We start from the raw sequence: 21,820 nt of genomic DNA on the forward strand, positions 1-21,820 counted from the left end.
CCTTGTGTCGCGAAAGGGCCGCCGAGCGGCCCCGGAATTCCGGCATCACAGCGTCCAGACAAGCCAAAAGGAGAAAATTCCTACAGCGCTTTGGGACGCACCACGCTCCTCGAAGAATTGATTCCCCGATAGTGTTCATGTCTTCAGCCTAACTGGAAGACAAGGACCTCTTCATGCCCGGCCCATCTGCTGTTCGTATTGGAAAACCCCAGGCCGCCAACGCTGCCCATGACGTAACCGAAAGCAGCCTGCATGCCATGCTCGATGTCCCGGAGGGCAGCGATTCACCTTATCCACCCGGCCACGGCAGGCGCGCGGATCATGAGGGTTATCCGGCCGACCCGTACTTCCAGCTACGCGGCGGCTTCGCCAACCTGATGCTCGACGCGGCCAACCCGCTGTTCGGCCTGGTCATACGCCTGCGTACGCTGGATGACCTGCCCAACATCGAACATGTGCACAAGACCCTGCAGATTCAGGTCAGCACAATCCGCGAGGAAATACAGCAGCACGGTTATTCCTCTGTGCACCTCGAAGCCTATTCCTATGCCTTGTGCCTTTACCTGGACGAGGCCGTGATGAGTCGCCCCTGGGGGAACAATTCGTGCTGGAGCCACGAACCGCTGCTCAGCATCTTCCATGGCGAAACCCAGGGTGGCGAGAAGATCTTCGTGTTGCTGGAGCGGTTGATGCAGTCTCCGGAGGAGTTCCAGGATGTGCTGGAGTTCCTGTACTTCTGCTTTTGCCTGGGCCTGAAGGGCAAGTACGCCCTGGACCCGAAATGCGATGAAATCATCAACGCCCTGATTTCGCGGATGCACAAGGTCATTCGTGCACTGCGCGGCCCCACGCCGGAATTCCCGGGCGATCCCTATACCAACGTGGTCCATCGCCCCCACCGCATGCGGCGTCGGGAATGGCCCTGGTGGAGCCCGTTGGTGATCTCCGCCATCGCCATGGTCTGCGCCTACTGCTACTACAGCTACCGCCTGAGCTTGATCACCGCCGAGGTGCTGGAGTCGCTCAACGGCATTTTGCAGCAGTAGCAAAGGGGATCCGCATGCCTAGCCAATCCGACTTGCGCTTCACCTTCCAGCCGCTGGCTGGCCAGATTGACTTCGAGGTGGTTTCGTTCGAACTCGACGAAATGATCAGCTCACCGTTCCAGCTGAAACTGGAATTGATCAGTTTTGAAGACGAGGTCGACTTCGGCCAGTTGCTCGACCAACCAGTGCTGTTCACGATCTGGCGCGGTGAGCGCCCCCTGCGCTATGTGCACGGCCTGGTCAGCAGTTTCAGCCAGGGTGAGACGGGGTTCTATCGCACCCGTTACCGCGCATTGGTCGAGCCCGTGCTGGCCCGTGCCGGCTTACGTTCGAACTGGCGCATCTTCCAGCAGAAGACCGTGCCGCAGATTCTCGAATTGATGCTCAAGCGCCAGGGCATTGCCCGTTTCGAAATCAACAGCATGGGCGAGCATCAGGTGCGCGAGTTCTGCGTACAGGCCGGTGAAACGGACCTCGATTTCATCGCCCGCCTGGCGGGTGAGGAGGGTTTCGTCTATCGCTTCGAGCACACGCCGAAACATCACCAACTGGTCATCACCGACCGACTGCTGGCGCTGGGACAGATCAGCCGAAGCGCGATCAAGGCCGACGACGAGGATGATGACTTCTTCGACGAAGACGACATCGGTCCCGACCAGGTGCTGTACCGCGCCAACAGCGGTGGCGACCAGGCCAGGCCTTGCCTGCGCCGCCTGCGTTACAGCGAACAGGTGCGCACTGCACGTCAGGTGCAGCGGGACTACACCTTCACCAACCCGCAGTACCGGCAGGAACACCGCGCAGGTGACAGTGGCATCACCCATCAGTCCCGGGACTACGAGCGCTTCGACTACCCCGGCCGCTACAAGCGCGACGCGGTCGGTGTACCCTTTACCGCCACGCGCTTGACGGCCCTGCGCCATGACGCCCGTATTGCCGAAGTCGAGGGTGACGATGTACGCCTGCAACCGGGGCTGAGCTTTACCCTCATCGAACACCCGCGCAAAGACCTCAACGCCCATTGGCGTGTGATGCGTGTACATCACGAGGGCAGCCAGTTCACCAGCCTGCAAGAAGAAGCTGCCGGGGCCGAACAAGGAACGCGCTACTCGCAAGAAGCCGTGCTGGTACCCGGCCGCATCGAATGGCGTCCGGCGCCACTGCCCAAGCCACGCATCGACGGCCCGCACATGGCCACGGTCGTCGGGCCGCCCGGGGAAGAGATCTACTGCGACGAGTGGGGCCGGGTCAAGGTGAGCTTCCCCTGGGACCGGGAGAGCGAGAACAACGAGTTCAGCTCCTGCTGGGTGCGCGTGTCGCAAGGCTGGGCCGGTGGTAGCTGGGGCTCGATGGCCATCCCGCGCATCGGCCAGGACGTGATCGTCCAGTACGTCAACGCCGACCCCGACCAGCCGATGATCACCGGGCGTACTTATTGCGGCGACCAGCTGCCGCCGTACGACCTGCCTGAACACAAGACGCGCATGACCATCAAGAGCCAGACCCACAAAGGCGATGGTTTCAACGAGCTGCGCTTCGAGGACGAACTCGGCAAGGAAGAAGTGTTCATCCATGCCCAGCGGGACCAGAACAATGTAGTCGGCAATGATGAGACCACGCGTGTGGGGCGTAATCGTGTCGAGCAGGTCGGCAATGATGAGCACTTGAGTATCGGCAATGACTTCCGCCAGGAAACCGGGGGTGACCATACCCAGCTCATTGGGCAAACCTGCCACGTAGACATCAAGCAGGACCTGATCGAGAAGATAGGCAACGACCGTAGCGAATCAACAGGGGCCAATCACAGGGCCCTTGTCGGGAAAGACGCCGAGCTGGTCGTCAAAGGTACGCAAAAGGTCACCGTCGGGCAGGGCATGGAGCAACATACGACGATCTATCAGCTGCGCGCCAGTGAGCGCATCGAGTTCAGAACCGCGGGCGGCAGCATTGTGCTGGACGGGCAGGGCATCACTATCAACGGGCTGAAGCTCGAGCTGTTGGGGCAAACCAGCGCGGCTGCGTCAGGGGCTGGAAACAGCCAGCCACTTACGCTTGCGCCTGACGCCAGCAACAAGTGCGAGGCCAAGGCCTGATGCGCACTGACAACCTGGCGAGGCTCATCGAAAGCCATCATGGGGCGCACTTGTACTGCCATGTGCTGATAGATCCGCTTGCGACTGCTCACGATGGCGACCACGCCGTGCTTGCCCCGCTGCGCAATGCCCTGGGTGAGCAGGCATTGACCCGTGTGCACCGGGCCGACCTGGCCCATGCCCCCCAACTGCATCCCGTACTGGTCTGCCTGGCTTCGCCCGGCATGGTCCCCAGTCGCCGTCTGTTGGAACTGACCGCCCGAGCGGCGCAGAGGGCGTTGTTTCAGCAACGGCGTTACCTGTGTGGCTGGCTGTTCAGTGAGGCGCCTTCGGCCACTGTCGCGTCCCATCTCACGGCCTTGTGTCGGCTACCCGATTCCAATCGGGAATTTGGCTGCTACCCGGTCTACGAACCCGTCCGGCTGGAGTTGCTTGCGGCGACGTTCGAGCGGCTTGAACAAGGCCCATGGTGGCCGATCAGTGACTGGTTGTTCCTGAGTAGCGGTGGGAGGTTGGCAAGCCTGAAAGGGCAGAGCGGGCAGCGACACCCTTTGCCGAGCCCTGCGCGGCGAATTCAGGATGACGTGGGGCTGATCGAACGTGTGCTGGCTACCTGGAGAGTGTTGCGGGCGGGTTCGCAGCACATCAATCAGTGCCAGATTCCACCGTTTGCTGCGGTGCGTGCTTCGAACCATGTCGATGATGCACGCAGGTTGGGCCTGAGCGCGATGGAGGACATCGTGGCCTTCGCTCTCCATCACCTGTGCATTCACCCGAGGCTGCATACCGTACCTGCGGTGGGCGAAATGATCGATGCAGCGGCCAGAGGCCAGGCGCCTCTTGCCGCGTTGCTCGCCCGCTACTCCGAGGCGCAATGGCGCCAACTGATCGAATGCCTGCCGAAATCCGAGAATCGCTCATGACTATCAGCCAACGTATTGCCCTCGCGATCGCCGAAGCCGGGCTGCCGCACGACCAGTGCATGTTCTGCGAGCGCCAGGGCCTGCCGATCCTGCCGCTGCGCCGCGCCCTGGTGCCCGATACCCGCCCCGAGTGTGTCTCCACCGTGGCGGATAACCGGCATATCTCGACAAAGATCGGCTTGCGCACCTTGCGCAGGGGCTTCCTGTATGTGCTGCTCGACCAGCAGGTCTGGCATGCCTATGCCGTCAGCGAGCAAGGTCATCTGCGCCGCTTCAACCCCTACGAGCCGCCAGATGGCCCGCCTTCGCCGCTGCCCGAAAAATGCGTGAACGCAGATCACGACATTCCTTCGGCCTTTCTCAACCTCGATACCGGCAGGTACACCAGCGCCTGGCTGGCCTTCTCCAGTGACGCCTGGCCGGTGAGCGTGCTGAACGCCTACAAGAGCGGCGCGTCGCCTGCGCATCGCTTCGAGGGCCTGGACCTGATTCAGGCCCGCAACAATCCCGAACTGCTGGGCATCGCCATGACGCCCGATAAGCTTGGGGTCGACCAGCAGGTGTTCGAGTACGCCCAGCATGGCTGTGCCCCCTTCGACAGTGCGCATGGCTTCCACAGCCGCTGGTTGCGCCGGTTCGCCCTGCGAGGGTATCTGGTCAATGCGATCAACCGGCACAAGCTGGAAAACGGCGTGCTGGCAGTGGTGCTCGACGACACTGTCGGGCTGATTCAGGAGTACAACCATCAGCGCCTGAACTGGGTAGTGAAGCGTCAGGCCTGGCGTGAAGACCCGATGCGCGCCTATCAGCTGCAGACCTCGCAGATCCTGCAGATCATTCGCGCCACGCACAGGGAATGGGCGGCGCAGAAGGTGCCGTCGCTGGAACCGATGACGGGTGATGGGCCGCCGGTGTTCACCGACCCGGCAGTCGAGCGGCAGCTGTTGGTCGAGCGTGCGCAGCAGGAGAGTGACGAGCGGCTTAAGGAGCGCTACCACGAACCGCAGCGGGCCGCGTTCCAGGCTGACTATGAGCAGCAGGAACGTGAGTTTCAGCGTTACATCGACAAGGACGCGCAGGCGTACGTTGCCTTGTTCGATACGCCCATGTTCAAGGTGGCCGAGGCGTACGATTACGACGGTAATGATCGTGAGTCCGGGGTGGCCTACGCCAAGACCATGGCCCTGTGCCTGGGTGGCGGCGTTACGGAAGCTGTCGTCCCCCGCCTTGAACCGCATGTTCCTGCTTCCGGCACCAGCGAACTGCTCTGGCTGAAATGGCTAAAGGACCCGGACAGCCCGCCCTACCGCGCCTTGCTGATGCGCGACCAGGCACTGCTGGCCGGGCTGCTGCCCAGATTCTCCGCCACAGAAGCGATCAACTGGAACGACAGCGACAAGCTCTACGGCATGCTGAGCAAGATCATCGCCAGCGATGACGCCGGCTTGCGCATGCGCAATACCCTCAAGCAGGCCGTTGCTGAAACGCAGGGCGCGCTCAATGCGGCCAGTCAGCGGCTGGCGCCATGTTTGTCACCTGGTATTCAAAAGGCTGTGCGGCATTTGAACAGTGCCACGCAGTTTCTCTACAACGGCGTCCACCTGATCGAACTGGAAGTGAAGATGAAGCTGGGCGAGTACTACGCCTTGCAGAGCGCCCACCTCCGGGAGTTGCAGCACAAGGCCAATGCGTCGATCGCCGAGGCGCGGGACCGGATGCGCCGCAATATCGATGACTTCGAGTTTGGCTCGATGAAGGCCATGCGCAAGGTGCGGCCGATCATCCAGCACGGGCTGATGAGCCTGGCCGTGCTCGATCCACGGTTCACCAATTCGATGATCAGCGTGACGGTGTGGGTCGAGGGCAAGGCCGAGGAAGTGCATGGGCGGTTGTTCAAGGAGGCCAGCATGGGGGTGACCCAGGCGAGCAGCGCGGCACAGCTTGCCCTGGTGGATATCTCGGTGGCAGCGGGGACGTTGGAAACCGATGCGCGCAGGTTGTTGCAGGGGATGAAGATCACGACGCAGCAGGCGGCCCGATTGGTTAGAACCGGTTTTTCCGGGTTGCGCGGGATTGCTGGCAGCTGGGAGGTTCTGCTGGCGACAGGCGGATTGTATTTGCAACAGGACAGCCTGGGCAGGAATCAGGAAAAGGCGGAAACGGAGATTGGGCCGAAGGCGTATGAGGCCAAGTTGGCGTTGCAAGGATCGTACTTGGGAGTGTTGGGAGGGCATATCGAACTGGTTGGGCTCATGTTGCGGGCAAGTGCCTATAAGGGTATGCCATGGGCCAAAGGTGCTACTGCCACAGGCGAGACCTTGATAAAGATCGGTGCTGTAGTAGGCGCTGTCGTCGGGTTTGTTGAGGCAGCACAGGCAGTTTCTGCTGCTAAACGTGCATCGGCAGCAGGAGATGGTGCAGCAGCGATACGATACTGGTTGGCTGCAGGTTTTTACGGGGCCAGCGCCATTGCCGTCGCTGGAACAGCATTAAGTTCCACTGTATGGGGACCCGTAGGCCTCGCTGTAGTGCTGGCGTTGACTGCCTATACGCTTAGCAAAAGCGCTGAAGAGAATGAGTCATCCGCTCTGGAACGGTGGGCCCGACGGTGCTGTTTTGGAAAGGCAGATGAGACGCCAGTCATTCACTGGAGAAGCCCGGAATACGCAGACATCGCATTTGCGGAGCTCAACGCCGCCACGCTAGGTGTACAGGCAGAATTCCACTTCGAAGCGAATCTGGTAAGCGACCCGGCCACTCCAAGGATCGGAGGGTTGACCGGTCTTGAACGGAAACAAAAAAAAAAATTCAAGATAATCCTACCTCAGTACAAAGACGGAATTTCGGCATATCGGTGGTGCCTGACAGTCCATCGTCGAGGTGATGGCCAGTTCCCGGACTACACGGGAGGAGAGACGCTGGTTGTGGATGAGTTTCATGCACGTCGCTCAACTGGCTCTTCCAAGTCGGCCAGCTTCCCTGGCTTTTCTCCGCCTAGGCTGCCCGACTATAAAAGCGACTTTAATATTGATAAAAAGTACTCTTCTTTTTCGGAGGGTAATGACCGGTCCCAATTGGCTATCTCAGGCCTTATAGAACTCATGCCGACAATTGGAGCGCACTCCATTGTCGCAGCAACATTGCTGGTAATGTACTGGCCGGACCGAGAAATTGAAAGTGCGTATATTGAGGTATGTAACCGGAGGGCAAATGACGACGCATGAGCCAAGAGTGCTAATGAGACGAGCGCCAGCCTGGCGCTACGATCTACCGAGCGCCCACGAAGCACCCACATCTCTCTTGAATTTGAACGATATTAATCCGCCACCAAACCATGCTGATGATGTATACATGGAGTTGCCTCGATCTACAGTCCGTCTACGAGGTGTATTGGCCTTGCTTGGCATTCCGACGCTGCTGTTCTTGTTTTTTGTAGCTGTACAAGTGTATTGGGGCCTAATTGATTACAGTCAGGCCTTCGATTGGATTATGAAGCTAATCTTGATACTCGGGCCTCTAATCTGCATATGGGTCGTCTTTTCATTTGTCCGGCTAGACTTGGCACTTTCACGAGACGAACCAATACGTTTTAATCGCTTGCGTCGAAAGATCTATGTTTATCAATTCAGATGCAACTACCTCTTCCTGTTCAGCCGCAAACACTGGGGCGTTAAACCGGTCGCCTACAACTGGGACGACGTAACCGCCGAAGTCTACCGAGTCTACGCCCCCGGCCACGGTGGGCTGATTGAAAACGTCATGCTGTCGGTCCGCAACCCGGAAACCAACGAAGTCATCGACCGCGTGTTCTTCACCCACGACCTGTACCACGGTGAAGCCTACTGGGCCATCGCCCGGCTATTCATGCAGCAAGGTCCCGAAGCCCTGCCGAAGTTCGTGCACCCACCCCGTGACTGGAACGATGACGATGGCCTGAGCCACATGCATTGCCTGGCACCCAAGGTTAATTGGCCAGAGGAGATAGACCGTGAATCTCGCACCGGGCCATCAGAAGGAGAGACCCAATGAATCCTGTCGTACTTGTAGGCCATCGACATGTCTGTCCGCTGCATGGCATCAACGAGGTAGAAAGCGGCAGTGCAACGTACATCTTCAACGGCAGGGCGGTTGCCAGGGTGGGGGATCGGACCACGTGCGGTGCCGTGATTGAGAGTGGAGCCGAGCATTTCCTGATTGAAGGCGCGGCTGTGGCGCGTAAAGGAGACCGGACGGATCACGGTGGTGTGCTGGAGGAGGGTGATGCTGGGTGGATGCTGGATTGATCAAATATCTCTTGTACAAGATCGGGCCCACAGATCTCTGTGCGGCTTTGGCAGTGAACACCAGCGCAGCCGGATGGGTTTGCTATCTCGGTGTTGACACCGAGTGCGCCGCGCCACCATTATCCAGCCATATCCACGCAACGGGCTTGCCGGCATGTCCATTTCCAACCACGCCATTTTCGCTTCGGGCTTCATCGCCCAGGCAGGCGCGTGCGTTGCCGTTGCCAAGAAATCCAAGAAACAGCCGCTCATCTGACCGAGGCGCGCTGTCTCGTCAGGTGGGCTGACGAGACAGAAGGCGCCAGGTATCCCTGCCAGACCACTTCGACTCTCCGCCCTGCTGACGCTGACTTTCGGTCAACATCAGGAGTTTTTGCATGTCGAATTTCCGTGGTATCTGGATTGCCCTCGTCACGCCATTGCGCGCCAATGAAGTCGACTTCGCCGCCCTGGAAAAACTGGTGAAGAAGCTGCTCGAAGAGGGTGTGGCCGGTTTTGTGGTGTGCGGTACCACGGGCGAGGCGGCGGCGCTGTCCAAGGCCGAACAACTGGCCGTGCTGGATGCCGTGCTGGCCTGGGTGGAGCCGGGTAGGGTGGTGATGGGCTTGTCGGGCTACAACTTGCGCGAGTTGTTGGCCTTCCAGGCTGAAATCCAGCGGCGTGAGATTGGCGGGCTGCTGGTCCCTGCGCCGTGCTACATCCGGCCTTCGCAGGCCGGCATCGAAGCGTTCTTCAGCACCGTGGCGGATGCCGCCAGCGTACCGGTGATCGTCTACGACATTCCCTACCGCACCGGGGTACGTATCGAGCGTGAAACCCTGCGCCGCATCGTGCGCCACCCGCGCATCGCGGCGGTGAAGGACTGCGGCGGTGACAGCGAGACCACCATGGCCCTGATCCAGGACGGCCACGCCCAGGTGCTGGCCGGTGAGGACGTGCAGATCTTCAACAACCTGTGCCTGGGTGGCGCAGGGGCCATTTCTGCTTCGGCGCATGTGCGGGCCGACCTGTACGTGCGCATGCTGCAGCAGGTCGACCATGGCGACTGGGTAGCCGCGCGCGGCACGTTCTACCAATTGCTGCCTTGGATGAAGATGGCCTTTGCCGAGCCCAACCCGGCTGTGGTCAAGGCGGCCTTGCAGCTGCAGGGGCTGATGACCGACGAACTGCGAGAGCCCATGCAGGCGTGCACGGAGATGACCCGGGGCAAGCTGCGAAGCGTTGTGGATTCGCTCGGCGCTTGAGATAGAACAGCGCAAAACTCATTGAATTAGCGGGGCCCCTGTGGGAGCGGCTTTAGCCGCGAACACCGGCGCAGCCGGTGCCATGCAGCGCGTTGGATTCTTCGCGGCTAAAGCCGCTCTCACAGGGTACGCGGATCGCTTGCTTCTGAATCTATGAGAACGACCTGGCCTCACCAATCAGGATGTCTTCGAAAAACGCCCCGACCGGCTCGCTAGGGTGGCACAACTGGATCTCCAGCACCCACACCACTTCGCTCGGGACGATTTCCACCTCGGCCAGTTTGTCCTGCCCATACAGCACATGCGGGAAGTCGGCGATGCGATGCCCGGCCAGGTTGCGCTCCAGCTGCCAGCCTTTTACCTGGGCACTGCGCTCGGCGAAGTCGTACAGTTCGCGCCCGGTCAGGCCACGGCCCCAGGCCTGGCGGGTTTCGTCGAACACCTCATGCAGTGCCTTGACGCAGGCGTGGTGCAGCTCGTGCTGGCCGAACACGAAGGTGTCGCCATAGTCGCCCTCATAGCCATCCCATACAGGGCCGACGTCGATCACGACGATATCCGTAGTACGTAATACACGTTGCAGATCAATGCCTTGGCGCGGCGTGCGCACGGTGTCGTCGCCAAAGCGGATGTAGGTCGGGTGCCAGGTGTGCGATGCACCCATCGCCTGCAAGGTTTGCGCGGCCATCTCCAGCGCCTGGGCAGTGGTCATGCCGACTTTCAGCTGGTTCGCTATCGCAGCAACGGCCCGCACCGACTGCTCGCGGGCAGCGAGCATGCCGTCCATCGAGTAGCGTGGGCCGACTTTTTCAAGCTCCGGGTGCAACGGGCTGGCTGTTGAAGCCTCTGGCGCCAGTGTGCCGCTGGCAACGAAAGCCTCCGCGACAAAACGATGGGCCTGCAGGCCTGCCGCGAGGCACTGCTCGCGAACCTGGCTGATCATCGCCGCATTGCCGCAGGCATAGACCTGGGTATCGGCCCAGCGATGGGCCTTGGCCAGCGCCACCTGCTGCACCCGCGCCTGGTCCGATAGCACCGGGTACCAGCGAAAGTGAGCGTGTGCACGGCTGGCCTGGTCGAGAAATTCACGGTCATAGAAGTCTGCGTCCGATCTGCCGCCCCAGTACAACGTGACCTCGGCATCACCTGCCAGGGCGGTCAGCAGCAAGGGCTTGATGCCGGCGTAACCTGTACCGGTGGCGAACAGTACCAGGGGGCGCTGGGCCTCGTGCTGCCAGGTGCAGGCACCCACCGGTCCTTCCAGCTTCAAGGTGTCACCTGCTTGCAGGGTTGGCAGCAGGCGTTCGGTAAACAGGCCGCCACTGACCTTGCGGATGTGAAACACCAGTTTCCCCTGGTCCCGGTCGGGCAGGTTGGCGATGGAAAAACAGCGGCTATCGCCGTTGTCCAGCCGAAAGCGTACGTACTGGCCAGCCCGTACCGACAACGGCTGCGCAGGCTGAAGCACCAGTTCGACGATATCGGCGCTCAGTTCGCGTTTACCATGTACCTGCGCGTGGATTTCCAGTGTCTGGGCTTCCAGGGACCAGCCGGGAATTTCCAGGCACATGTCACTGCAGGCGTGGCTCTGGCACAGCAACATTTCGTCGTCGGCCAGGGGGTAGCAGGGCGCCGGCATGTCTGCCGTCCGCTGCTTGTCCCGATACTGCCCCGACACCACCTTGACCTTGCACGACCCGCAGGCGCCGCGGCGGCAGGAGAAGGGTACCGGCAGGCTGCTGGCGAGCATGGCATCGAGCAGCAGTTCCTGGTTGGCGTCGAAGGTTTTGCCCGAGGGCGACAGTTCAATGACGTGGCGGTTCTGCATGGGCACCTCGGGGCAAGTGGAGGTTCGATTGTTGCTATAGTCCAGGACCAGTAGAACCTCCAGTTTCGGTTAATTCACATGGTCCAGCTTCGCAAATGGCAGCCGCTGCTCAAGCTCGACGCGGCGCAGTCGCAGGCCTCGTACAGGCAGATCGTCGAGGGCCTGGTAGCCGCTATCACCGAGGGCCGTCTGCGCCCCGGTACGCCCTTGCCCGGCACGCGGGAAATGGCGCAACTGCTGAACGTCAATCGCAAGACGGTGATCCTCGCCTACGAGGAAGCCGAGACCAAAGGCTGGCTGGAAAGCGTGCAGCGCCGTGGCACCTTCGTCAGTCGGCAGCTGGCGGCTGGCACCCTGGCCGAGCCCGATGCAGCGCAGCCCTTTGCCCTGGTGCTACAGGATGAGCCTGCCGTTGCCTACTTCGCGGCCAACGAACAGGCTGCCGCGCAGCAGGATCGGCCGGGTGCGCTGTTCTTCGACAACGGCGCCTGTGACCACCGCCTGCTGCCGCAGACCGTTCTGCACCGCTATTACCGTAATGCCTTGCGCAACAGCTTTGCCGCCAACACCGTGCGCCATGGCAGCGCGTGCAGCAGCCACTCCCTGCGCAGCGCCTTGGCCGACATGCTGCGGCACAATCGCAGCCTGAACGTTGGCGCCGAGCATATCTGCCTGACCCAGGGCGTGCAGATGTCGCTGTACCTGGTGGCTAGCGTGCTGCTCAAGCCTGGTGACGTTGTGCTGGTCGAACGCCTGAGCTATCCGCCCGCGTGGGAGATCTTCCGCCAACTGGGCGCCCGGCTGGTCACCGTGGGCCTGGATGAGGAGGGCTGTCGGGTCGAGCAGATCGATGCACTGTGCCGGCTGCACCAGGTACGCATGCTGTACATCACACCCCATCACCAGTTCCCGACCACGGTCAGCCTGCCTGCCGGGCGCCGGCAGCAGTTGCTGGAACTGGCGCGGCAGCACGACTTCTGCGTGGTCGAGGAAGACTACGACCATGAATACCACTTTGCCGGGAGGCCTTACCTGCCGCTGGCCAGCGACCGTCAGCAGCGGCACGTGATCTACATTGGCTCATTGTCCAAGTCCCTGGGCAGTACGTTCCGTTGCAGTTTCATCGTGGCGCCGGCGGAGGTGGCTGCGGCGCTCGAACGCAGGGCGACGCTGACCCTGGGGCAGGGTGATGCGGTGATGCAGCAGATGCTGGCGGACTTGATCAATGATGGCGAACTGAAGAAGCACTTGCGTCGGGTCACCCGGGAGTATCGCCGACGTCGAGAGACCCTGTTGGTTTGCTTGCGCGATGCCTTTGGCGAGCAGGTAACCGTGCGCGAGCCGGAAGGTGGGCTGGCGCTGTGGGTGAGGTTTGCTGACGAGATCAATGTGGATCAGTTGGTTGGCAAGGCGTTGGAGTTGGACCTGGTGGTACGCAGTGGCCGGCAGTTTTCGCCGTTTGGTCATGCGGAAAATGCCTTGCGCCTCGGGTTTGCCTCGCTGGACATGGATGAAATCCGGCTGGCTACACAACGTTTGGCGCAGGCGGCGAAGGCGATTGCAACATCGGTCCAGCGCAATCCCTGTGGGCGATCACCCAGCCCTTTGGGCTGCGCTGTCGAGTAGAGAACTGAATTCGCAAGCGGTCCGCGTACCCTGTGGGAGCGGCTTTAGCCGCGAAGATCCCAACGCGGTGCATGGCACCGGCTGCGCCGGTGTTCGCGGCTAAAGCCGCTCCCACAGGGGCCCTGCTAATGCAATGAGTTATGGGTAGTTCCATGAGAGCTGACTTGCCGGTGCCATCCACCGCGTTACCTGATCAAGCTTGAGCGGGCTATTTGCGCTGCCACACTCCGCCTTGTTCGCTGACCACCCAGGGCTTGTCCGCGGCATCGATAACCACTCCACCCACCCAGCGCTGCGCAGGGTTGTGGTCAAGCCAATGCGCCTGCCCCGCCAGCACCTGCTCGGCAAGTGCGGTCAGCCGCAACGGCCGTTGCGCCCAAGACTCGCCCGGGCCTTCCAGCAGCAGCGGGTGCGGTGCATGGATCAGGGGCTGCAGCAAAACATGGAACATCATGTCACCCAGGTAAGGCAGCGGTTCATCCTGCATCATCAACTGGGCAAACACACGTCCGGCCGGCAGCTCGCCGCGTGAGGCCAGAATGCGCAACAGCAGGCGTTCGGTGAGGCTCAAGCCGTCGTTCGCCCCCGGCAGTTCCTGAAGTTGCCGCGCAAGGGCCCGGCCCAGCAACGGCAAGGCCGTATGCTGGAGGCCCGCCAGGGCAGCCCAGGCCCTTGGGTCACGCGCGGTATAGGCTGCCCATGTCTGGCGGGCCAGGGCCAGCACGTCCTCACCCAGCGCGCGACGTTGTGGCCATAGCCAGGCGAGCAAGTCCGGGGCCAGCTGGCCGATACCGATGAAGCGCTCGACGCCAGGTACCTGGGTGATTTCGATCAGCTCCAAGCGGCGCGGCAGGCTGGGCAGGCTGGCGAGTACGCGGATCAGGAACAGCTGGTCGTAAGCGTCACCCTCGCACCACAGCACGATCTTGCTGTCGCTGTTCAAGCCGGCCAGGGCGGTGCGCTGTGCCGCTTGGCGTTGCTCAACGTCCTGGATGCTCAGGTTGAACGCCTGCTGTATGTAAGCGGCCCGAACCTGCCAATACTGCTCCTCGGGCAGTGCGCAGACCGGCCCCATGACCATGGGGTCCTCGAACATCTGGAAGGCACCGGCAAAACCGGCCGTGCGCAAGCTGTGGGCGATGTCGTTGCCGCAGCGCCAATGCTGCACGGCTGCCTCGTCATCGGCGGTGAAGCCAGGGTGGCGTGCCGCAAAAGCGACGGCATCGGCATGGGCCTTGAGCTTGGGCCAACTGGCAAAACCGGCCTCGCGGGCCACCAGCCATTGGGTATCGGCAAGCCGGTAGTCAGGGCCAGGCAGGCCGAGTGCGCGTAGCTGCTCGCGGGTGTCGTCGGCCTTGTGGTTTTTCAGGGCGGTGAGCAAGCGTTTGGCGCGTTTGCGCAAGGCGGGCAGGTCGAGCAGGCCGTGGTGGCGGGATGCATTGATGGCGGGCATGCCAACTCCTTTGGGGCTCGGTCCGCCGACAAGCCGGGAGCTGGTATGGGAATGTGATGATGCTTGGCTCGGGAAACCCCTTGGCGCGGACCGCAGGCGCAGCCAGCGCCCTGGCGCCGACTTTACCGGGTAATGCGCGTGGGTGCAAAGAAGGTCGATGGTGGCCTGACGCGCAGCGTCCGATCGCCGTCAGTGCGCAGCCGTCGGCAGCATGCCCGAGCCCTGGGCCTTGTGCGCGGCTTCTATCAGCTGCAGGTTGCGGCTGCGCAGGGCGTGATTGTTGCCAACACGCAGGTTGGAGCGAAGCGCCAGGGTTTCGGCCTGTTCATACTGCCCTTGCTGAAGGCGCAAAACGCCAAGGTAGTGCAGCGTTGCCGGGTTGTTCGGTTGAATGTGCAGCGCACGCTCCAGGGTGGCCGCCGCCTGGTCCAGCTGGCCGTCGGCATACTGTTGCGAGGCGGTTTCGATCAGCACCGTCGAGGCATTGTTGCTGCGTGTGGGCGCGTAGCGTTCGCCGGCCAGTGCGCCCTGTGCCGTGATTGCGCTGAACAACAGGAGCAGGGCTGACAGAACAGGTGTGCTGGGCATCGGCGGAAGACTCGGCAGGGCTTGGGCGGGCCAGGTTGGAGGGCGAGGGGATGCTATCGACCGAATTGGAGCGTTGAAGTTCCCGCCTGGTCGGCTTGTTGCCCGTTGCCCGGTATGTGCCTCGACAACATCTGTTCGGTTACCGCCCATAACCGCACTCCGGCGCCTCAAGCCTGGGGCAGTACCTCCGATAGCAGCACACCCACCGTCGAATCATCGACCAGAAGTGGTGCCAACAAGGAGTACTGCCCCCATGCTTGCCAACCTGAAGATCCGCACCGGAATGTTCTGGGTGCTGTCGCTGTTCAGCGTGACCCTGCTGTTTTCCACCGTCAGTGCCTGGCGGGCGGCGGTGGGCAGCGACCAGCAGATCACTGAACTGGACCAGACCGCGCACCAGTCGGACCGGTTGAACAATGCGTTGCTGATGGCGATTCGCGCCAGTGCCAATGTGTCCTCGGGCTTCATCGAGCAGCTGGGTGGTCATGAGGAAAGCGCCAACAAGCGCATGGCGCTGTCGGTCGAGCTGAACGACAAGAGCCAGAAGCTGGTGGACGAGTTTGTCGAAAACGCCCGCGAGCCTGCGCTGCACGCACTGGCAACCGCGCTGCAGGCCACCTACGGCGAGTATGCCAAGGCGGTCGCCGGGCAGCGTGAGGCAACCCGTCAACGTTCACTCGAGCAGTATTTCAAGGTCAACACCGACGCCGGCAACGCCATGGGCCGGCTGCAGGCGCTGCGCCAGCAACTGGTCGGCGCATTGAGTGAGCGCGGTCAGCAGATCATGCTGGAATCCGACCGGCGCTTGGCGCGCGCCCAACTGCTGAGTCTGGGGCTGCTGGGCGTGACGTTGGTGCTGGCGGTGCTGTGCTGGGCCTTTATTGCCCAGCGCGTGCTGCACCCGCTGCGCGAAGCTGGCCGGCACTTCCAGCGCATTGCCGGCGGCGACCTGAGCGTGCCGGTGCAGGGGCAGGGCAGTAACGAGATCGGCCAGCTGTTCCATGAACTTGAGCGCATGCAGCAGAGCCAGCGCGACACCCTGGGGCAGATCAGCAACTGTGCCAGGCAGCTGGACGCAGCCGCCACGGCGCTGAATACGGTCACCGAGGAAAGCGCCAACAACCTGCGCCAGCAGGGCCAGGAGCTGGAGCAGGCCGCTACCGCCGTTACCGAAATGACCACGGCCGTTGAGGAGGTTGCGCGCAATGCCATCACCACCTCGCAGACCACCAGCGAATCCAACCAGCTGGCGGCGCAAAGCCGCCGGCAAGTCAACGACAATATCGACGGCACCGAGGCCATGACTCGGGAGATCCAGGCCAGCAGCGCGCATCTGGAGCAATTGGTCGGGCAGGTGCGGGACATCGGCAAGGTGCTGGAAGTGATTCGCTCGGTGTCCGAGCAAACCAACCTGCTGGCACTCAATGCCGCCATCGAGGCCGCCCGTGCGGGCGAGGCCGGGCGCGGCTTTGCGGTGGTGGCTGATGAAGTGCGTACGCTGGCTTACCGCACGCAGCAGTCGACCCAGGAAATCGAGCAGATGATCGGGCGCGTGCAGGCGGGAACCGAAGCGGCCGTGGCCTCGATGCAGGCCAGTACCAGTCGCGCCCAGTCGACGCTGGACGTGACACTAGCCTCGGGGCAGGTGCTTGAGGGTATCTACAGTGCGATCGGCGAGATCAACGAGCGTAACCTGGTGATTGCCAGTGCAGCCGAAGAGCAGGCCCAGGTGGCGCGAGAGGTGGACCGCAACCTGCTGAACATTCGCGAGCTGTCGACATCCTCGGCAGCAGGGGCGCAGCAGACCAGTGAGGCGAGCAAGGCGTTGTCGGGGTTGGTGGGGGAGATGGCGGCGTTGGTGGCGCGGTTCAGGGTTTGAGGTCTGGCGGGCACCAGACTGTGGCAGTGGGCGCGCCCGCGAACACCGGCGTAGCCGGTGCCTTCCACCGCGTCGCCTGCTTCGCGGGTAAACCCGCACACAGGGGCCCCACCAGCTGAAGGAATGCGCCATACCTGTGGGAGCGGGCGCGCCCGCGAACACCGGCGCAGCCGGTGCCATCCAAGGCGTCGCCTGCTTCGCGGGCATGCCCGCTCCCACAGGGACCCCACCAGCTGAAGGAATGCGCCATACCTGTGGGAGCGGGCGCGCCCGTGAACACCGGCGCAGCCGGTGCCATCCAAGGCGTCGCCTGCTTCGCGGGCATGCCCGCTCCCACAGGGACCCCACCAGCTGAAGGAATGCGCCATACCTGTGGGAGCGGGCGCGCCCGTGAACACCGGCGCAGCCGGTGCCATCCAAGGCGTCGCCTGCTTCGCGGGCATGCCCGCTCCCACAGGGACCCCACCAGCTGAAGGAATGCGCCATACCTGTGGGAGCGGGCGCGCCCGCGAACACCGGCGCAGCCGGTGCCATCCACGGCGTCGCCTGCTTCGCGGGCATGCCCGCTCCCACAGGAGCCCCACCAGCTGAAGGAATGCGCCATACCTGTGGGAGCGGGCGCGCCCGCGAACACCGGCGCAGCCGGTGCCATCCACGGCGTCGTCTGCTTCGCGGGCATGCCCGCTCCCACAGGGACCCCACCAGTTGAAGGAATGCGCCATACCTGTGGGAGCGGGCGCGCCCGCGAACACCGGCGCAGCCGGTGCCATCCAAGGCGTCGCCTGCTTCGCGGGCATGCCCGCTCCCACAGGGGCCCCATCAGCTGAAGGAATGCGCCGTACCTGTGGGAGCGGGTTTACCCGCGAACACCGGCGCAGCCGGTGCCATCAACCGCATCGCCCGGTTCGAGGGCACGCCATGTGCGCTTTCAGTTATCGATCGTGCTTCGAAGAGGAGCGCCCGGCCTTGTTGTGTTCCTTGGAATGGGCAATGCCGGACCGGGTAGTGCCACGGCCGTTGTCATCATTGCGCAGGCTTCCATAGTGATTGCCGCTCTCGCCATGGTTGCGGGTGGCCTTGCCTGCATGATCACTCTCGTAGCCGGCGCCATTACCGTTGAACCCACCTTTGCCACCGCCATTGCCATTACCTTTGGCATATGCGGAACCAATCGGCGAGACATCGGCAGGCAACAATGCAGTTGCGCCGAGCGCCAGGGCACAGGTAAAGACGGCTACCAGGGCTTTTTTCATGTTTGTTCGCTTCCAAAAGGCGCAGGGGGGAAATTTGAGTGCGGATACGACATAAGGTTGCCTTTTAAGTTCCGCAGTGCGCAGCCTTTCGACGAAGCGGCTGCCAGGCCCTTTCAGTACCTGGCAGCCTTAAGCTTCATGACTGCTCAGATCTCGACCTGGGTGCCAAGCTCGATCACCCGGTTCAGCGGCAGCTTGAAGTACTTCAGGTTGCTGTTGGCATTCTTCAGCAGGAAGGCAAACAGGTGCTCCCGCCAGCGGGCCATGCCCATCTGCCTGCCTGCAATGACCGTCTCCCGGCTGAGGAAATAAGTGGTGCGCATGGGGCCGAACTCAAGGTCCGCACGCTGACAGCGGCTTAACGCCAACGGCACGTCGGGCTCCTCCATGAAGCCGAAATGCAGGCTCACGCGGAAGAAACCATCACCAAACTCCTCGACCTCAAAGCGCTTGCCAGCGTTGACCCGTGGCTCGTCCTCGAACACGACGGTCAACAGCACCACTTGTTCATGCAGTACCTGGTTATGCAGCAGGTTGTGCAGCAAGGCGTGAGGCACCGCCTCGGGCCTGGCGGACAGGAATACGGCAGTACCGCCCACGCGGTGAGGCGGCTGGGCCTTGAGGCTGGTAATGAACAGGTCCAGCGGCAGCGAACTTTCGTCCAGCCGCTCGACGATCATCCGTCGCCCGCGCTTCCAGGTAGTCATCAGGGTGAACAGTGCAAGGCCGGCAATCACCGGAAATGCACCGCCCTGGAGGATCTTCGGCGCATTGGCGGCGAAATACAGGCTGTCGACCAGCAGGAACGCCAGCAGCATCGGCACCGCCAGCCAGCGTGGTGCCTTCCACAGCAGCAGCACCACTGCCGAAGCCAGCAGCGTGGTGATCAGCATGGTCCCGGTCACGGCTACGCCGTAAGCTGCCGCAAGTGCCCCGGACGACTCGAAGCCAACCACCAGCAGCACCACGCCAACCATCAGTGCCCAGTTCACCATGCCGATGTAGATCTGCCCCTGTTCCTCGCTGGAGGTGTGCTGGATGAACATGCGCGGTACGTAACCCAGCTGGATGGCCTGGCGCGTCAGCGAGAACGCACCGGAAATCACGGCCTGGGACGCGATGATGGTGGCCAGCGTGGCCAGCCCGACCATGGGCAGCAGGGCCCATTCGGGCGCCAGCAGGTAAAACGGGTTGCGCACTGCCTGCGGGTCGCCGAGGATCAGCGCGCCCTGGCCGAAGTAGTTCAGTACCAGGCCGGGCAGCACCAGCAGGAACCAGGCCCGGGCGATGGGTTTGCGGCCGAAGTGCCCCATATCGGCGTAGAGCGCTTCGGCGCCGGTCAGCGCCAGCACCACCGCGCCCAGGATCGCCACGCCCATGCCCGGGTGCAGCACGAAGAACTTCACCGCCCAGAGCGGGTTGAGTGCCTGCAGCACCTCCGGGCGCTGGACGATGCCGTGCAGGCCCAGTGCACCCAGCACGACGAACCACAGCACCATGATCGGCCCGAAGAGGATGCCGATGCGCGCGGTGCCATGCTTCTGGATCAGGAACAGGGCCACCAGCACCACCACCGACAGTGGCACGACCCAATGCTCGATACCGTCGAAGGCCAGTTGCAGGCCCTCGACGGCCGATAGCACGGAAATCGCCGGCGTGATCATGCTGTCGCCGTAGAACAGCGCGGCGCCGAACAAGCCGAGCAGCACCAGTATCCTGCCCAGGCGCTGGTAGGGCGCCGCCGCCCGATGCGCCAGGGCGGTCAGGGCCATGATGCCACCTTCGCCCTGGTTGTCGGCACGCAGGATGAACAGTACGTATTTGAGCGATACCACCCAGAGCAACGACCAGAACACCAGCGACAGCACTCCGAGTACGCCAGCGGTGTTGGCCTGTACGCCATAGTGCCCGGCGAACACCTCCTTGAGGGTGTACAGCGGGCTGGTGCCGATGTCGCCATACACCACGCCGACAGCGGCGACGAGCATGCCGACAGGGTTGGACTTGGCGGGAAGGGATTGATTTGCGATGACGGTGGACTGGCTCACGAAAGGTTTCTCTGGACTGGCGGGTATAAATGCATGCCATCCCTGAGCATCGCGCGCCCAGTATTCCTTCTGTCTGCCGGCTCAGTCGTAAAAAGAGCGTAAAAAATCAGCCAGCGCCCCAATACCTGTCAGTCAAGCAATTCGGGGCCGCTTTGCGGCCCGGCCAGCTCCCACAGGTACAGCGCAGACTTCAAGAGTTTACGTGGTCCCTGTGGGAGCTGGCCTGCCGGCGATGGTTTGGTCAGCCAGGTTGCGCCGCCAGGCTGTTGCTGACGTTACGCCCCAGCACCAGCACCGTAGCGAAACCGCAGCCCACCAGGGCCGTGGCCAGGCTCAGCAACACCGAGCTACCCAGCTGGTCGACGATCCGACCGCCGAAGAACGAGCCCAGTGCAATGATCACCTGAAACATGGCAACGAACAGCGGCATGCCACGTTCGACATCCTTGGGCGCGACGACGAACATCCAGATACTGGCGCAGGCCGGGAACGCGCCGAAGGCGAAGCCCCACAACCCGATCAGCATCGCGGCACCGGTCATGCCGGTGGCGAAGTGAGGGAACAGGGCAGTGCTGGTGCCGATCATCAGCGCTACCAGCAGCAGGGTGTGACGTACGCTGCGGTTGGCGGCGAAACCGGCGAAGATGTTGCCGAATACCCCGGCCACGCCATAAAGCAGCAGCAACGAGCCAATGGTAGGCCCATCGAAGCCGGAGCTTTGTTTGAAGAAGGGCGCGACATAGGTGTACGCGGCAAAGTGCGCCAGCCCGATCAGCAACACGGCAATCAGGCCAACCCGCGCCTGTGGGTTGATGAACAGGGCCGGCAGGTCGCTGATGCCAATGGCTTTGTCCGGGTTGAGCCGCGGGAGCAAAAGGATCTGCGCCAGCAGCACCGGTATGCCCAGTAGCGCGGTTATCAGGAAGGTCATGCGCCAGCCCATCAGGCCACTCAACCAGGTGCCCACCGGCACGCCCAGCACGGTGGCCAGGGTTACGCCGACCATGATGATCGAGGTGGCCTGGGCTACGCCCACGCCCTTCGGTGCCAGGCGGCCGCTGAGGGCAATGGCCGTTGCCCAGAAGCCGCCGATACTCACGCCCAGCAGCACGCGGCCGAACAGCAGCAGGTTGAAGTCGCTGGCGTAGGCCACCACCGCGTTGGCGATGATCATGATCAGCGTCAGCCCGATCAGCAGGTAGCGACGGTCCAGAGCGCCAATGCCCACCGACAGTAGTGGGGCGGCGAGGGCGGCCATGATGCCGGGCAGGGTAACCATCAGGCCGGCATGGCCTGCACTGATGCCAAGGTCGCTGGCAACATCGTTGAGTACGCCCACCGGCAGGAACTCGCTGGTCACCAGGGCGAAAGCGCCGACGGCGACCGAAAGGATTGCCAGCCACTGCTGGCTGACGCTTTGTTGATCATGTTCGGGGAGGCCACGAGGGGCCTGGCTGGCACTTGGCATGGTATTGGATTCCAAGAGAGGGATGTCGCCTGAAGCAGGCGCAAGGAGCGGGGGAAATTTGCCGGGGATTATAGGGGGCGGTTTCGCT

Annotated in this window: 16 protein-coding genes; 10 read left to right on the forward strand and 6 right to left on the reverse strand. The window is 62.5% G+C overall.

The annotated features are described in order from the left end of the window. Positions 1-173 precede the first annotated feature (173 nt). The 8 genes from icmH to dapA all read left to right on the forward strand — a co-directional run bounded on the left by icmH (position 174) and on the right by dapA (position 9,589). Positions 174-1,046 carry a type IVB secretion system protein IcmH/DotU gene (gene icmH, locus AC2T3R_RS10415; protein WP_486745051.1) on the forward strand — a complete coding sequence of 291 codons (873 nt, stop codon included), beginning with the start codon at positions 174-176 and terminating at the stop codon, positions 1,044-1,046. 14 nt (positions 1,047-1,060) lie between these two features. Further along, the gene (locus tag AC2T3R_RS10420) at positions 1,061-3,139 is read left to right on the forward strand and encodes a type VI secretion system Vgr family protein (protein ID WP_486745052.1); all 2,079 of its coding nucleotides are present in this window, start codon (positions 1,061-1,063) and stop codon (positions 3,137-3,139) included. Further along, positions 3,139-4,062, forward strand: coding sequence for a hypothetical protein (locus tag AC2T3R_RS10425; RefSeq protein WP_486745053.1), 924 nt, complete (start codon positions 3,139-3,141; stop codon positions 4,060-4,062). Before AC2T3R_RS10420 ends, AC2T3R_RS10425 begins: the two co-directional genes overlap by 1 nt. Continuing rightward, positions 4,059-7,286 (forward strand): T6SS effector BTH_I2691 family protein, encoded by a 3,228-nt coding sequence (locus tag AC2T3R_RS10430; protein WP_486745054.1) that lies wholly within the window; start codon positions 4,059-4,061, stop codon positions 7,284-7,286. The genes AC2T3R_RS10425 and AC2T3R_RS10430 overlap by 4 nt, the downstream gene beginning before the upstream one ends. A 265-nt stretch (positions 7,287-7,551) precedes the next feature. Continuing rightward, positions 7,552-8,091 (forward strand): DUF6708 domain-containing protein, encoded by a 540-nt coding sequence (locus AC2T3R_RS10435; RefSeq protein ID WP_486745272.1) that lies wholly within the window; start codon positions 7,552-7,554, stop codon positions 8,089-8,091. Next, positions 8,088-8,345: a PAAR domain-containing protein gene (locus tag AC2T3R_RS10440; protein WP_015270011.1), complete on the forward strand. Its 258-nt coding sequence runs from the start codon at positions 8,088-8,090 to the stop codon at positions 8,343-8,345. The genes AC2T3R_RS10435 and AC2T3R_RS10440 overlap by 4 nt, the downstream gene beginning before the upstream one ends. A gap of 103 nt (positions 8,346-8,448) precedes the next feature. Next, on the forward strand, positions 8,449-8,601 hold the full coding sequence (locus tag AC2T3R_RS10445; protein WP_023661540.1) for a hypothetical protein: 153 nt from the start codon (positions 8,449-8,451) through the stop codon (positions 8,599-8,601). Positions 8,602-8,722: 121 nt separating this feature from the next. After that, positions 8,723-9,589 carry a 4-hydroxy-tetrahydrodipicolinate synthase gene (gene dapA / locus AC2T3R_RS10450; RefSeq protein WP_015270012.1) on the forward strand — a complete coding sequence of 289 codons (867 nt, stop codon included), beginning with the start codon at positions 8,723-8,725 and terminating at the stop codon, positions 9,587-9,589. A gap of 151 nt (positions 9,590-9,740) precedes the next feature. Here the strand turns inward: dapA and AC2T3R_RS10455 are convergent, their stop codons facing one another. Then, positions 9,741-11,417: a M24 family metallopeptidase gene (locus AC2T3R_RS10455; RefSeq protein ID WP_486745055.1), complete on the reverse strand. Its 1,677-nt coding sequence runs from the start codon at positions 11,415-11,417 to the stop codon at positions 9,741-9,743. 78 nt (positions 11,418-11,495) lie between these two features. Here AC2T3R_RS10455 and pdxR point away from each other — a divergent pair, with 78 nt between their 5' ends. Further along, positions 11,496-13,043, forward strand: coding sequence for a MocR-like pyridoxine biosynthesis transcription factor PdxR (pdxR, locus tag AC2T3R_RS10460; protein ID WP_486745056.1), 1,548 nt, complete (start codon positions 11,496-11,498; stop codon positions 13,041-13,043). Positions 13,044-13,251: 208 nt separating this feature from the next. On the opposite strand, the gene AC2T3R_RS10465 is transcribed toward pdxR, so the two are convergent. Beyond that, a complete protein-coding gene (locus AC2T3R_RS10465) occupies positions 13,252-14,496 on the reverse strand; it encodes a DUF1835 domain-containing protein (RefSeq protein WP_486745058.1) in 1,245 nt (414 codons plus the stop codon). Positions 14,497-14,685: 189 nt separating this feature from the next. Beyond that, positions 14,686-15,084 carry a tetratricopeptide repeat protein gene (locus AC2T3R_RS10470; RefSeq protein WP_024086815.1) on the reverse strand — a complete coding sequence of 133 codons (399 nt, stop codon included), beginning with the start codon at positions 15,082-15,084 and terminating at the stop codon, positions 14,686-14,688. Between the two features lie 253 nt (positions 15,085-15,337). Between AC2T3R_RS10470 and AC2T3R_RS10475 the strand changes: the two genes are divergently transcribed. Then, complete coding sequence (locus AC2T3R_RS10475) at positions 15,338-16,963, forward strand: methyl-accepting chemotaxis protein (RefSeq protein WP_486745059.1); 1,626 nt, start codon at positions 15,338-15,340, stop codon at positions 16,961-16,963. Positions 16,964-17,895: 932 nt separating this feature from the next. Here AC2T3R_RS10475 and AC2T3R_RS10480 read toward each other — a convergent pair. From AC2T3R_RS10480 to AC2T3R_RS10490, 3 genes are all read right to left on the reverse strand, one after another. Continuing rightward, entirely contained in the window at positions 17,896-18,216 is a 321-nt protein-coding gene (locus AC2T3R_RS10480) for a hypothetical protein (protein ID WP_410953729.1), read from the reverse strand. Between the two features lie 146 nt (positions 18,217-18,362). Further along, positions 18,363-20,204: a potassium transporter Kup gene (locus AC2T3R_RS10485; RefSeq protein WP_080604860.1), complete on the reverse strand. Its 1,842-nt coding sequence runs from the start codon at positions 20,202-20,204 to the stop codon at positions 18,363-18,365. A gap of 301 nt (positions 20,205-20,505) precedes the next feature. Next, complete coding sequence (locus AC2T3R_RS10490; RefSeq protein WP_189121781.1) at positions 20,506-21,732, reverse strand: MFS transporter; 1,227 nt, start codon at positions 21,730-21,732, stop codon at positions 20,506-20,508. Positions 21,733-21,820: the final 88 nt, after the last annotated feature.

It is taken from the genome of Pseudomonas sp. PVC-5-1 (assembly GCF_057444345.1).